The sequence below is a fragment of the Curtobacterium sp. MCBA15_008 genome, assembly GCF_001865065.1.
Classification (GTDB): domain Bacteria; phylum Actinomycetota; class Actinomycetes; order Actinomycetales; family Microbacteriaceae; genus Curtobacterium.
This window is the reverse complement of the sequence record NZ_MJGN01000027.1, coordinates 22,208-35,411: the sequence shown is the minus strand read 5'-3', so window position 1 is coordinate 35,411 and position 13,204 is coordinate 22,208. Positions and strand designations below refer to the sequence as shown.

General features: G+C 64.3%; 9 protein-coding genes and 1 pseudogene. 2 read left to right on the top strand and 8 right to left on the bottom strand.

Features of this window, described 5'->3' with window-relative positions; all coding sequences use genetic code 11:
- Positions 1–550: 550 nt before the first annotated feature.
- Both BIU96_RS19480 and BIU96_RS19475 read right to left on the bottom strand, forming a co-directional pair.
- Positions 551–1,465, bottom strand: a complete 915-nt coding sequence (locus BIU96_RS19480; RefSeq protein ID WP_139200007.1) for a hypothetical protein — start codon at positions 1,463–1,465, stop codon at positions 551–553.
- 3 nt (positions 1,466–1,468) lie between these two features.
- A complete protein-coding gene (locus tag BIU96_RS19475; protein WP_139200005.1) occupies positions 1,469–2,563 on the bottom strand; it encodes a hypothetical protein in 1,095 nt (364 codons plus the stop codon).
- A 1,274-nt stretch (positions 2,564–3,837) separates the two neighbouring features.
- Here BIU96_RS19475 and BIU96_RS12395 point away from each other — a divergent pair.
- Entirely contained in the window at positions 3,838–4,740 is a 903-nt protein-coding gene (locus tag BIU96_RS12395; protein WP_254786131.1) for a hypothetical protein, read from the top strand.
- On the opposite strand, the gene BIU96_RS20270 is transcribed toward BIU96_RS12395, so the two are convergent.
- The 6 genes and pseudogenes from BIU96_RS20270 to BIU96_RS12370 all read right to left on the bottom strand — a co-directional run bounded on the left by BIU96_RS20270 (position 4,733) and on the right by BIU96_RS12370 (position 11,582).
- Entirely contained in the window at positions 4,733–5,827 is a 1,095-nt protein-coding gene (locus BIU96_RS20270) for a zinc-binding dehydrogenase (protein ID WP_254786136.1), read from the bottom strand. The two genes, BIU96_RS12395 and BIU96_RS20270, sit on opposite strands and share 8 nt — an antisense overlap.
- A 6-nt stretch (positions 5,828–5,833) precedes the next feature.
- A pseudogene (locus BIU96_RS20415) lies at positions 5,834–6,007 on the bottom strand (alcohol dehydrogenase catalytic domain-containing protein); the annotation flags it as partial.
- Between the two features lie 246 nt (positions 6,008–6,253).
- Positions 6,254–7,885, bottom strand: coding sequence for a DNA/RNA helicase domain-containing protein (locus tag BIU96_RS12385; protein WP_368072976.1), 1,632 nt, complete (start codon positions 7,883–7,885; stop codon positions 6,254–6,256).
- 76 nt (positions 7,886–7,961) lie between these two features.
- On the bottom strand, positions 7,962–8,282 hold the full coding sequence (locus BIU96_RS12380; RefSeq protein WP_071292928.1) for a nucleotide pyrophosphohydrolase: 321 nt from the start codon (positions 8,280–8,282) through the stop codon (positions 7,962–7,964).
- Positions 8,283–8,341: 59 nt separating this feature from the next.
- Positions 8,342–9,529: an McrC family protein gene (locus tag BIU96_RS12375; RefSeq protein ID WP_083402876.1), complete on the bottom strand. Its 1,188-nt coding sequence runs from the start codon at positions 9,527–9,529 to the stop codon at positions 8,342–8,344.
- Positions 9,510–11,582, bottom strand: a complete 2,073-nt coding sequence (locus BIU96_RS12370) for an McrB family protein (RefSeq protein ID WP_071292927.1) — start codon at positions 11,580–11,582, stop codon at positions 9,510–9,512. Before BIU96_RS12370 ends, BIU96_RS12375 begins: the two co-directional genes overlap by 20 nt.
- Before the next feature lie 300 nt (positions 11,583–11,882).
- Between BIU96_RS12370 and BIU96_RS12365 the strand changes: the two genes are divergently transcribed.
- Positions 11,883–13,082: a hypothetical protein gene (locus BIU96_RS12365; protein WP_071292926.1), complete on the top strand. Its 1,200-nt coding sequence runs from the start codon at positions 11,883–11,885 to the stop codon at positions 13,080–13,082.
- Positions 13,083–13,204 lie beyond the last annotated feature (122 nt).

Here is a 13,204-nt window from a genome sequence, read left to right as displayed (position 1 = left end):
GCTGGAGAACATTTGAAGCGCGGGTAGTCCAACCTACCTTGGAGCGCCCGCTCCGCAAAAAGCCGCGCTCCAAACTCCAGCAGACGCTGCGATGTTAACCCTCTCGCGACTGCATTCAAGTTCCGGAGTCCCTCAACGAGCCCGAAGAAGGCTAGGGCGCCGGAGTCACCCTTTCGACGACTGGCAAGCCAATCTGAGTCTATACGAGGCCGACGCCATTGATTCGAGACCCCCGCGTCGCGTGACACCTTGAAAGTGAATCCGTGGCGCCCACGGAATACCGTGAGAGCCTCGGCAACTGACATGGCTTGACCGCGTCTGTCGATGCCCGCTGAAAGCTGGAGCGAACCGGGATCGAGATGCGGTTCGGCGATGGTGCCGCCGAGAATCGCGAAAAGCATTGCGGTGTTAGGAGCGGATCCTGTCTGCATAATCGAGCGGACGTGACCTTGGAGGCTATCTGAAGTCGGCTCGAGTAGGATTCCAGATTGACTTTGGATTAGAAGTGCCCGCTCCAGTTCGTGAAGCAGATTTTCGAAAAGATTCCGTGTCATAACTCGATATCCAGTCGGTCGAACCACGCACGCATGTCCGGTTCTCCATCGACAACTTCGCCGAGAAGAGGTGCAAGCCTTAGCCGATCCAGAACTGTTCCGCGCTCGACCGCGAGCAGGTCAGTCAGATGGCGATCATCAACGTGATGGGGAACTGCGAGTGCGCTCAACGGTGCCATTTTTTCCAGCAGATAGTTTTTCCACTTCGGAGGCTCGGGTTCCTTCAGCTTTCTCATCCAGGAACCCGACTTGCCAACGGTAGCTTGAGTGATAAGCGAAATGCGACCGGGCCGCGGATCGCGCCAGTTTACGACGGACAAAACGTCTACTTTCTCATCCTTCGCCGAACGCCTCACTGGACTAGGCGACGACATCGTCGATATACCAACCTGTCTGCCCGCCTCTGCCAAGGCGTTCTCGAAACGCTTCGACGCTCGGGTCCCTGTTCCAATCCCTGCGGACCTAAAGCCGGCGTTTTTCAACGCCCCAACTACTAACCTCTCGAATAATACGTCGGGTCGCGGCTTTCCCGAATAGCCCCACGAATGCGCGATGGTAAGAATTAAGAGACGTTCGTAGCTGGAATGCTTGCGGGTGTGCCGCGCTTTGAGCTGCAATGCATTCGCTCTGATTCGGAACGGATAATTCGCGCCGAGGATGCTTGCGCGCTGCATAATCAACGATCGCACTCGGTCCGGCCATTGCATCGCGCGATCCATCTGCTCGTCACCCGTGATGAAGAGACCGTTGTCGATCTCGCCCCAGCCGTGGTCCTTAATTGCTTCTTCCAGACCGGAAAAAGTGACGGACTGCCTACGCAGAGCCGCCGCCTCCATGAAATCCGCCAGCGCCGCGGCTTGCCCTTCCGCCCCATAGGCGTCGATATCCAGGCCTAGAACCCCCGAACGCATTACTCAGGCCTCTTCGGGGGCAGATATTTGCACCATTGCCAACAACACACGAGCGGCGGAATGGAGGCTCCTGACGGCTCCGAATTCCTCGCTGGTGAACGTGTCTCGATCCTTATTCTGCTCCTGCAGTGCCTCGACTTGGGAGAGTAGTTCCTTTGCGCGCTGAACCAAGGATTCGTCGTTCAGAATCGACTTCGCCAGCGTTAGGTTGCGGGTATCGCGGAGTAGTCGTCGCGCTTGGCTGTCCGCGAGAATCGATACGTAGTCGACGGCATCGCGACTGTCGGCCAGCAGAGGCGGGGTACCACCCTCACCCGGAGAGAGATCCGAGATAACTTCTGAAACGATCTCATAATCTGCACTTTTGATGCTGCGGTCGACCTCGGAAAGCGACCTTGCTTCCCTATCAATACGAAGGAGGTCCGAAGCACCCTTGGCATTAAGCACTCTTAACCACACGGCGAATCGATGGCGGAAAATGTAGTCGACACTACGCGGATTGTCTATTTCTTGCTCCGCGCTCTTCAAGAGCTGATACCCAACGTAGTTGGTTCTCGTTCCGCGGGCATTACCGCCCACCATGCGCCCGACTACATAGAACGGATCGTCTTCGCCGAGCTTCTCGGCATCCCGGATCTGCTGCGAGACGTATCTAGCTTTCTCGCTAGCACCCCAAGTGCGGATACCGTTGATGTGCCGGAATCCGAGATAGGAAGCCAACTCCCGTCGATTAGCGACTTCGTACGCCGGGACTTCCTCGAGCGCCGCGAGTTGAGTCGGGCTGAAGTCGAGATCAAACTTCGCACCTACTTCCTGCGCATCCGGAGACTGCAGAATAATTTGAAGCGTCGCCAGTCGTCGATTGCCTTCGACCACAATGCGGGCACCCCGCTCGTCGGGTGGGAGGACAATCAACGGCTCGTTCGGGAAGAAGCCGTTCAGAAAGATCGACTCTGCAATCTCCTCGAGTACGTCGTTCTCGACGAGATACTCAAGCATCGCGGACTGGCTCTTGCCGACCAGGTCTTCCGGGAGTCTTGGATTCTCCGGGTCCAACAAGAGATCTCGCGTAACGAGCTTGTCATCTAATAGTTCCACGTACGCCCCACAGTCCTACCGTCAGTTGTCCTGGGCACCGACTCTAGCAGCGCACTTCCAGGTCATGATGGTGCGCGGCCCGATGTCGAATTATCGATAGGACTCGGGACGCGAGGAGTTGTTCGGGACCCTCCATCCGTGTCTCCGAACGCGCCAGCCGGTCCGGCGGGGCCGTAGCGCGCCTCAACGTCCGGACAAGGTGGTCGACCGTCGATGGCTATCCGTCTTCGGAAGTTCGAATACGCGAACGGGAGGGAGCGACGGTCAAGCACCATGTCCTCGGACGTGAGGCCCCCGAAGACCTCGGACCCGTACCTGTCCATGCCACCCTCCGGCGGTGCCGATCGATGAAACGTGTTTTCCCCCGCCGAGCGGCTGGTTCGAGCGAGTAGTCATAGAACCTCCCTCGACACGCGCTCGATCGCCGCCGGCTGATCTTGGCCTCTCGGTCGAGCGACCCCGATTCCCGGAGGGCGACGGCCTCCACCGTCCGGCGGAGTTGACGTCCGGGCTGCTCGCGCTGGCCTCGCACTCGGTCGCTTCGCGCAGCTCCCCAGAGCGCACCGCGGAGATCGCGATGTCCGACGCACTAGTCGCGATGCCCCTAGAAGTCATCGTCGGCCGCCGGGACGAGCCCCGTGTGCGCGCCCCTCAGATCCTGCGGCGACCCACCGCTACCTGCGCAGCCTGTGCCTTCTTAGCCGGCCACAGCTCGACCGGACCTACACGCTCCCGCTCGATGCCCTGGGAGCCGAGACCTCGAATGGCTCGGGGGTCGCGGCGTCACCAGCGGACGACCCGGAATCAGCAGCGCGTTCGGAGTTGTCGTGGACAGCGTTCTCCTTCGTGCGCGTGAAAGCTTGCTCGCGAGGAACAGCGCCTCAAGGACCGGGAACTGATCCAAACACGCGCGGCGACATGGTCCCCGCCGGCGGGCTGTGGGAAGCAGCTAGCCTCGATGATCGGCCGGTCGACAAGCAGACCATGTTTCGTCGCGATGCCCGCATGTACCTGGCGACGCAAGTGGAGGGCGGCGGACTGACCTTGAGTCAAGATCCGCAGCGTTCCGCCCCACCCGTGCCAGGTCAACACAGTCAGAAATCGAGAGTGGCACCTCGCCTGCTTCGGTCGCCCTGTTTCTTCAAAGGGCGCCGCGGCTCGCGTCCTCACAGCGTGAGCCGTCACCACGGCGTATCGCGACGTCCGCGGTTCATGCGACGATGTCGACCAACACCGCGTACCCGAGCGCGGCTCACGCAAGAGGACAACTGAAGATGACCGAACCCGACGCTGCCGACGTGACCCTCGAAGCCGAGGTCCCCGAGGAAGGCGTGACTCGGAACATCGCGAAGGCCGTGACCGGCCGTCGTGCCCTCGCCCGGCAGTACGTGAAGTGGCTCCGCCGTCGAAACCCTTCGGCCACTCCCGCAGACATCGTCCAGATGCTCGAACGCCACTACACGACGTCACTCACGACGGCAGGGGCCGCGATCACGGTGGGATCGATCGCAGCGGACATCCGCATCGCCTCGATTCCTGTTGCCGGCCCGGCCGTCGCCGGCGCGAAGAGCGCGGGCGCGCAAGCAGCGAAGGCCGGCACGAAGGGCGCCATGAAGGTGGCCGCCAAGAACCTCGCAAAGAACGCCGCTCAGACCGGCGCTCGGGGCGCAGCGGCACGACTACTTCCTGCCGGAGACCTGCAGCTGCAGTTCGAGATCACGGCAGTCTTCGGTCTCGCGCTTGCCGACCTCCACGACATGGACCTCGACAATGACCAGGCGCAGGCACTGATCCTCGGCCTCACGAATGAGCGGGTGAGCCAGCTGCAGATCGCCGCGATGGCGAACGACGTCGCCGAGGTTTCGGCTGGCGGCACCGTAAGTACAGGTCAGGCAATCGCTGCTGGCCGGGACGATTGGTCCCACTGGGCCTCGACGCTGTCCAACGCGTTGCCGGGTGGCGCCGCCCAGAGCCTCGTCCGCACGATCCAGACCGGCGAGCTCGACCCGATCCGCGAGGGGATGACCGGCAAGCAGCGCGCAACCGTCGAGTATGGCGTCGGCGCGGTGACGGGCGGAGCAGCCCGTCGTGTTCGGCCGCGACGTCGTGAAGTCATCCCGCACCGCTTTCCCCGAAGCGCCGGAGACGTTCCCAGAACACCTCACGATCTCAGCTGATACGGACTCCGAAGATGCGGCTTCCGAGAGCCGTGCTCTGGCAGCGTTGGAAGATGCTGCGCGGTCGACCGGTAGTTGGGTGAGTGGGGCTGCTGGAGCAGTCGGTACGGGTGTTTCTGGTGCCGCGAGCACCGCTACGCGGGTCTTCCGGCGAGTCGATCTGGACGGCGACGGGGTGCCCGACGAAGCGCAGGCGCTCACTGCGGCCAAGCAGGTCGGCGGCCGGGTGGCCGGAGCTGCTGATGCGGTGGGCGGCAAGGTCGTTGGCCTCTTCCGCTCGCGGAAGTCCTCGACTCCAGGCGAGTGAGCCCTTGAAGGGTCTCCCGACAAAAGTCGAGCAGTAGCAGCGGCCGACTGACGGACGGAAGGCACGGCACCAACCGGCACCGCGCCTCCCGTCCATCACCACGTCATCAACTCGCCAAGTCAACACGAACCGCCCCCGCGTCCCCCCGGCCTCCAACCGCTCATGTGCCTCCACAGCCCGCGCAGCCGGCAATACCTCGGCCACCCGCGGCGTCAACGTCCCGCTCTCCACCGCGTGCCGCAGCTGCTCGAGCTTGTCGAACGACCGGTACTCGGAGAACACCATCACCTGCACGAATTCGATGCCACGAGCCCCGTTGCCTTGCCACCCACGCACGTCGAAGAAGACTCCCCCGTCCCGAACGGCGTCGACGACCTCGTCGCGCTGCACGGCAGCATCGGCGAGCGCGTCGACCCCGTCCGGCACGAGCTCACGAACAGCGGAGGCGAAGGAAGCACCTCGCGGCACCACGTGGTCCGGCCCGAGCGACCGGACGAGTGCTTCGTCCGCCGGAGCAGCATCCGCGATCACGGTCAGCCCGGCGGCCTTCGCCAGCTGCACCACGTAGTTCCCGAGCAGCCCAGCGGCCCCGGTCACGGCGAGCGTCTGCCCCGGCGCGAGCGAGGCGTGCGACAGGATCTGCAACTCCGTCAGCCCGTTCATCGGCACGGTCGCCGCAGCCTCGATCGACGTCCCGCGAGGGATCCGCGTGTACGACCCCACCGGCGCGACGAGCTCCTGCACGTAGGCGCCACCGTGGGCGCTGAGCGGCAACGCCATCGCCATGACCTCGTCGCCGACCTGCCACCCGGTGACGTCGGGCCCGACCTCGTCGATGACGCCAGCGGCGTCCATCCCCGGCACGTACGGCGGTGAGGCCTGCGAGCTGTCCCGCTGCCCGGCACGCACCCCCGTGCGCGACCATTCCTGCCGTGCCTCCCCCGACTGCGTCGGCTTCATCCCCGGTCGCCTCCATGAACCAGGCGAACAAGACGGGCGTGCTCAACCCCGCAGCGTCTCCGCGAGCGGCGACATCGATCACGGCTCGTCCATCCTCCGGTTCAACAGCGAAGTCACACCGGCTACGACGGACGTGCCGCTCCCTTCGAGGACGGCGGTGAGCCGCGGCGCGTACAAGGTCTGCAGCAGCCCAAGCACGATTTCGCGTGAGACGAGCGGGAATCAGGGCCGTTACTCGGGGACGGCTCAGCGCGCCTGGATGATCGCGCGCAAGTGCTCCCGCAGCGCCGGGTCGACCACGTACAGGTAGGTGCCGAGTACCCCGCGCGTCATCAGGACCGCGTACACGTTCGTCACGAAGCGGAGGACGTCCTCATCCGAGTACTCGATCCCGAGCCTCGGGTTGTTCTCCATACCCTTCTTGTCGAAGTAGTTCGATCGGTTGAAGACAACACGCTGCGTCTCTTGCTCGAACCGCACGTCCGGCCCGATGACGACGCCCGCGTAGTTGAGGTCATACCCCTGCACGGTGTGGATCGATCCGACCTGCTCCACCGCCCCCGGTGAGGTGATCCAGTCGGTCTGGGTCTGGTTCCACTGCAGCTTGCGACCGTCGATTTCGATGTCGATCGCGGCCGAGTCGTTCTTGCTTCTCCATTCCCAGGCGTACCCGGCAACGAGACGGGAGAGCCCGACTTGAGCGTCGCGGGCTCGGATTGCGTCGTGCATCTCGCCGAGGTCGTCGAAGAACCGCACATCGTAGGTGCCGAAGTCCTCACGCTCGCGCGGTTTGTCGCCCAGGAGCGCTCGTGCGAAGGACACGTAGTCCGCCCCACCCTGCACGCGCATCTGCGTGAAGAGTCGGTAGCGGCGATCCGCGGCTTCACTCTCATCGATGAGCGCCTTCTGCGTCGCTTGCGGAAGGTCGGCGGGACGCACGCTCTGATGCGAATCGATCAGGAAGATCTGGTGCCGGCTCTGCTTCCGGATCCAGTCCACTTGTGTCAGGTGATCGGCGTCGGCGCCGAACAACTTCTCGTTGATCTCCCCGAAGCTCTTGTTCTGCATCCCGGACGCTTGGTTCGCGCGGTGGTTGAGGCGATGAGACTCATCGACAACCAGCAGGTCCCAGCACTCATCGCTCTTCCCGACTTCGAACGGAGTCAGCACCATCGTCTTGTCGAGACCGGGCGTCTTTGCGAACACGCGCTTGAGGGATGCCCGCAACGCCCGCTGCGGAACGACGAGGCCGAGCCGCGAGCCATCGAGAAGACGGTGGTTGTCTTCGGTGAAGAAGTCGGAGAAGAGCGCGTCGCTCTCGAGATCGTCAAGCCCCTTGCCCTGTGCGAGGTCTCGGAGGAGCTTGAGTAAGTAGACGGCGACGATAGTCTTGCCGGTGCCGGGATCCCCTTGCACGGTGATCGGAGTCGCTGCCTCGGCGTTCCAGTCGTCGAACAGGCCCTCGAGGATGTCCTCCATCGCGATCGCCTGGTCACGGTTCAAGGCCTTGAAGGGTGAGAGCTTGAAGAGATCGCGGTTCTCGATCTCGGGCAGGCTGCGAGTAAATACCTGCTGCTCGCGGAGTGCATCGAATATTTGTTTGAAGGTGTCGCGGTACCTTGGCCGATCGAAGTAATCGGCATCGACGATGCCCTTGTTGCTATTCAGAACAGTGAACTTCTCGTCCGCCGCGAGCAAGGCGATGAGCTGCGACTCGAGGTCGAGGCATACTGACTTGTTGAATGTGTCGTCGAGGACGAGCCGAACCGCCTTCAACGTCTTGCGCTCGGCTGACTCGAGATGCTGCCGCATCCGCGCGGCGGTATTCAGAGTCTCGCCGACGTACACCCGCTTCCCGTCGTCCAGGATGTAGACCACTGGCCAGTTGATGAAGCGACGATCATGCGCTTGCCACGACCGAAGGTGGTCTCGGGTGAACGGGAGCCGCTCGATGTCAAAGCTGGTCATACTTCGTGCTCCGCCCTCGCGATCGTTCCACCGGGTACTTGGCCTTGGTGGCCGCGAGCTTCTCGCGGATCAGGGTCTCCGGCGACGTGCCGAGGCGGTCCGCGAGGAGGAAGCAGTACGTGAGCACGTCAGCAAGCTCGCTCCGCACGCGCGACTCGTCGGCCTCGGCTTTCCACTGGAAGCACTCGAGCAGCTCCGCCGCCTCGATCGAGATACTCTTCGAAAGGTTCTCCTGACTGTGGAACTGACCCCAGTCGCGTTCGTCGACGAAAGCCCGTAACTCGTCGCGCAGCCCCTCATCCGCCATGCTGCGACGCTAGCAGCGCGGCTCACGACAACGAGACGAGCGCACGGTCGGTCGGTCAGTCAAACGCTCTCGCTACGCAGACCCTGTCGAACGAACGACGATAACTGTTGAGCTACTGCCGCCATCGAACGGCTGAGATCCAGTGCATGCTGATTGATCAGAGGACCGTCGATCACCTCGATCTGCCGCGCTTCTGACTCTCCCGCCGCGTAGACGAGATGCCCATCCCCCAACCCAAGCCTCCTGCAGTACGCCGCCATCTGGTACAGGTCAGCGTTCGGGTACTGCCCGTGCTTTTCCACCTTGTACTTCACGTCGATGCACGCCCGGACCTCCCCGTCGACGAGCCACACGAGGTCCGGCGCGATCTTCACCGTCCCCTCGACGTCGAGCGTCGACTGGTACTGCGACACGAGCACTCCCCCATAGGGCTTGAACGCCTCGCGCAGAGCGGCCGAGACGAAGTCCTCGAACACCGACCACATGTCGACGAGGAATCCCGACGCGACGACCGCCCCGGCGCGTTGCTCGACCGACGACCCTGACAACACGAGGGACGCCAGAGCCAACGCCGATGAGTACCGCGCGTTCCGTCGATCCGGCCGGACGACCGGCTCCGGCGCCCCGACCGAGATCACCGACACCCCATCGAGCACCCGCACGATCCGCCGCAGCGCCCCGAGCACATCGGCCGGCACACCCGGCAACCGGAGTAACCGTGTCGCAGCGGACAGCAGCACCTGGTTCTCGGCGATGTCCTCCACGTAATCGTCGAACGACACCTCGACCGGCAGCGGCTGCCCACCCCGCCGCGTCAGCTGGTCGCCAATCCGCCACCGCCCGCGCACGAGCGGCAGCGCGTCCTCGCGCCTGACGTACCCGCGGAGCGGTCCTCCGGCCAACGCCCGCGAGGCCTGCCGCACGAACGCGTGCGCCAACGCCGGCACGAGGTCCTCGTCCTCCTCGAACCCGAAGTCGTCCTCGGTCCAGATCGCACTCCCGGCACGGGCGTACCCGAGCATCGCGAACAGCCGCCGCACCGGCGTCTTCGGCTTCAACCACACCGTGTGCCCGGCGATCCGCACGACGCCGACCTTCCGGACACCACTCACGCGGTACTCGTCAGCACCGAGCGTGGGAGCAACGGTCGCGATGTTCGCCGACGCGAGCCCGACGGCGACCGCCCGCGGCAATCGGTGCACCACCGGCTGGTCCGCTTCCCGCAGCTCAATCGTCGACGGAAGCACCTTCGGCCCCGTCCGCAGAGTCGCGCGTCGCCTGGCGACGCAGCGTTGCCAGGCCGTACCGCGCCTCCAGGTCGACGCCTTCGCCGTAGTGGTGCTCCGCCAGGAGCGGCAGGATCTCGTACCGCCACACGTCCTGCAGACCGGTCCCGTCGAGATCGCGCATCAGGAACGACGGCCCGACCTTGGCATCGTGGTCCCGGATCTGCGCGTTGAGTCGCGTCAGCAGCTCGGCACGGTCGTCCTGGAGGCCCTTGGTCGCCGCCCAGCGCGACAACACGTTCTGCACGGGCGCGCGTTCCGGGTGCAGTTCGATGAACGCGAAGCGGCGCCGCATCGCGGCGTCCAGCATCGCGATCGAGCGATCGGCGGTGTTCATCGTGCCGATGACGAAGATGTTGCTCGGCAGGGTGAACGGCTCGTCGCTGTAGAGCAGGGAGATCTCGCTGTCCCGGTACTCGAGCAGGAAGTAGAGCTCACCGAACACCTTCGCGATGTTGCCGCGGTTGATCTCGTCGATGACCAGGAAGTAGTTCGCCTCAGGGTTGGCCGCAGCCGCATCAGCGAGGCGCCGGAGTGGGCCCTTCCGAAGAGTGAAGGCGAGGTTGCCGCTGTCGTCGTTGGCGACGGGGCGGAAGCCCTCGAAGAAGTCCTCGTACGAGTACGTCGGGTGGAACTGCACGATGGTGGTCTCACCGTCGGTGCCGTCCGTCACGTGCTTCGAGAGCGCTTGGGCCAGGAAGGTCTTGCCGGTGCCCGGAGGGCCGTAGAGGATCACCTGTTTGCGGCGCTCGATGAGGTCGAGGGTGTCCTGTAGCCACGGAAGCGGCATGTGGAGCGAATCGACCAGCGACTGATTCGCATCCGGAAAACCATCGCGCGGCGGGGTCGGCTCAGGATCCGGACCGGGCGTCGGTTCAGGGCGGCTCGTGACCTGCCATCGGGACGCAAGTGGCTCGGCGTAGTACAGAGCGGGCCCCTTGGCCTTCTGTTGCAGCGCGATCGTGATCTGTTGGAACGCCGCGTCGGGGTCGTCGTCCATCTGGCCCTCGACCTCGCCCGCGAAAGCGATACGGATGGCGTCACGGTTGTCCGCCGAAACGACCTCGCCGAAAACACCCGGGTGCACGAGGAACAGCAGCTCGTTCCGCTGGATCGGAAGAGCCGTGCCTTCGATCCCGGTGACCACGTCCCGCCAGGCCCACGGGTCCTCAAGAACTCGAGCGCGAGCCTCATCACTGAGACCGATCCAAGCTGACGCTGCGCGGACGACGACGGAGAGAGCCGAGAAGGTATGGCTTCCCGAGAGGGCCTGGCCAGGGTTGAACGACCACGACCGGAATGCCTCGTCGACCTCGTTCGGAATCGTGACGGGATGTTCCATGAGATCCAGTAGGGACTGAACGCGCTCGCGTTTCTTCCGCTCGCCCGGCGTCTGCAACGGCAGGACTTGCCAGCAGATCAGCTCGGCCATGAGGAGCTTTGCGTCATCGCTCGCGTCTGCGAACTGCGCGCCGATCTTCGTCAGGAAGTCGTCACCGGCGATGTCGGGTCGACTGAGGAACACGCGGTCGAGCTCGACCGCAGTCTCTTCACGCCACACACCGCGGCCGGGTGCGAACACGGAATCGAGCTGACGAAGGCCTCGGTCGACGAAGAGCGCGCTCGTGGTGCGGATGACTTCTGCTCGCCAATCGGGAGGAACGATCTCCGTCGCGAGGCGCAGCGCGACATCATCGCGCTGCGCCCTCTGGAAGGCACGTTCGCGCTCGTTGAGGATCCGTGTGAATTCTTCGAGATCGAGAGCAGCCGCTTCACGCCCGTCGTCGGTCAGGTGCCACTCGCCCCGGTTCTGCTTCGTCAGGAAGCCCGCGTGGACGAGTGCCGTCGTTCCCCAGAGGAAATCGGACTCGCCGTGTGGTCGACGCTTCGAGTTGAGCTCGAGCTCCTCCCCCTCGAGCGGAACCGCCGCCAGCACGTTCTGCCAGACCTCGAGACGCCGCCCCTCGCGGTCGTGATCATCGAGGTACCGCAGGGCCTCGCGGAGGCGGATCATTCGGTTCTCTGGTCGACTCACGAGCAAAGTCTGTCGCACAGCAGCTCCCACGCAAGCCCCCGCGAGGCGGACGAGCTCGACCTACATGACGACCGAGTGTCCCGAGGCTGGCAGCGGATCTGAGTAAGCGGCCGACGTATTCCGCACGACCGTGCGTGAACCCGCACCCCTCGTTCTGGGCTGCTGTCTGCGTCGCAACCGGCCCATACGATTCGGAGGAGGTAGAGCAGGCAGGCTCACGGGGGTACCGCAACACGATACCCCTGTGTCCGCGGCTCGTGAGCGCGCGAAAGCAGGACCATGACTGACAACTCCACTGCGGAAGTCACTCTCGAAGCGGAAGTACCCGCGGACGAGGCAGCAGTCGACATCGCACGGGCTGTCAGCGGTCGCCGCGCGATCGCGCGCAAGTACGTGAAGTGGGTGCGGAACCGCAATCCCGAGGCCTCGCCTGCAGAAGTGATCCAGCTGCTCGAACGGCACTACACGACGTCGATCACGACTGCCGGTGCAGCGATCTCAGTCGGATCGATCGCTGCGGACATCGCGATCGCGATGATCCCCGGTGTCGGTCCCGCTGCCGCCGGCGCGAAGAGCATCGGTGCCCAGGCTGCGAAGCGGACCGGTAAGGAGGCCGCGAAGCTCGCCGCGAAGAACCTCGCGAAGAGTGCCGCAAAGACGGGCGCCCAGGGTGCGGTCGCGAAGCTCCTGCCTGCTGGCGACCAGCAGTTGCAGTTCGAGATCACCGCGGTCTTCGGGCTCGCAGTTGCCGACATCCACGGCATGGACCTCGACAAGGACCAGGCGCAAGCTCTCGTGTACGGGCTCACAAATGAACGCGTCGCGCAGCAGCAGATCGCCACCATGGCGAGCGACGTGGCGGAGATCTCGTCGGACAGCGTGGTCTCCACCGGCCAGAGGATCGCGTCGGGACGCGAGGACTGGTCACACTGGGCGAGCACGCTCTCCGATGCGCTCCCTGGCGGTGCTGCACAGAGCCTGATCCGGACGATTCAGACAGGCGAACTCGATCCGGTCCGCGAGAACCTGACCGGCAAGCAGCGAACCACGATCGAGTACGGCGTCGGAGCCGTCACCGGAGGCGTCGCGCGGTTCGTGTTCGGACGGGACGTCGTCAAGTCCTCGAGGACGGCGTTCCCGGAGGCACCGGAGTCCTTTCCTGATCACCTCACCGTGCCGCTGAAAACAGATGCCACGGATGGCGAGAATGAAAGTCGGGCCTTCGCAGCGCTGGAAGAGGCGGCGAAGTCCACCGGTACCTGGGTCAGCGACGCCGCCGGGGCTGTCGGCGGCGGTGTGGCCAATGCGGCGGGAAGCATTTCCAAGGCGTTCCGCAGCGTCGACCTCGACGGCGACGGGGTGCCTGACGAACCGCAGGCGCTGACTTCGGTGAAGAACCTCGGCGGTTCCGTCGTCGGGGCTGCCGATGCAGTCGGCGGTCGCGTTGCCGGACTGTTCAAGAAGAAGAACAAGGAGTGAACGGCTCGCCGACCACGGGTGCAGGAGCGTCAGCGCGGCGCGAGCACGAGCGACGCAAGGCGAGGGACGCAAGGCGAGGGACGAAGCAGCCTTGAGAGACCGGTGGGGTCGTCTCGGGAACG

Excerpts from the sequence above, each read along its gene's own strand:
- BIU96_RS19480 (WP_139200007.1), bottom strand. The coding sequence starts at position 1,465 with ATGCGTTCGGGGGTTCTAGGCCTGGATATCGACGCCTATGGGGCGGAA.
- BIU96_RS12395 (WP_254786131.1), top strand. The coding sequence starts at position 3,838 with ATGACCGAACCCGACGCTGCCGACGTGACCCTCGAAGCCGAGGTCCCC.
- BIU96_RS20270 (WP_254786136.1), bottom strand. The coding sequence starts at position 5,827 with ATGGCGTTGCCGCTCAGCGCCCACGGTGGCGCCTACGTGCAGGAGCTC.
- BIU96_RS12380 (WP_071292928.1), bottom strand. The coding sequence starts at position 8,282 with ATGGCGGATGAGGGGCTGCGCGACGAGTTACGGGCTTTCGTCGACGAA.
- BIU96_RS12370 (WP_071292927.1), bottom strand. The coding sequence starts at position 11,582 with ATGATCCGCCTCCGCGAGGCCCTGCGGTACCTCGATGATCACGACCGC.
- BIU96_RS12365 (WP_071292926.1), top strand. The coding sequence starts at position 11,883 with ATGACTGACAACTCCACTGCGGAAGTCACTCTCGAAGCGGAAGTACCC.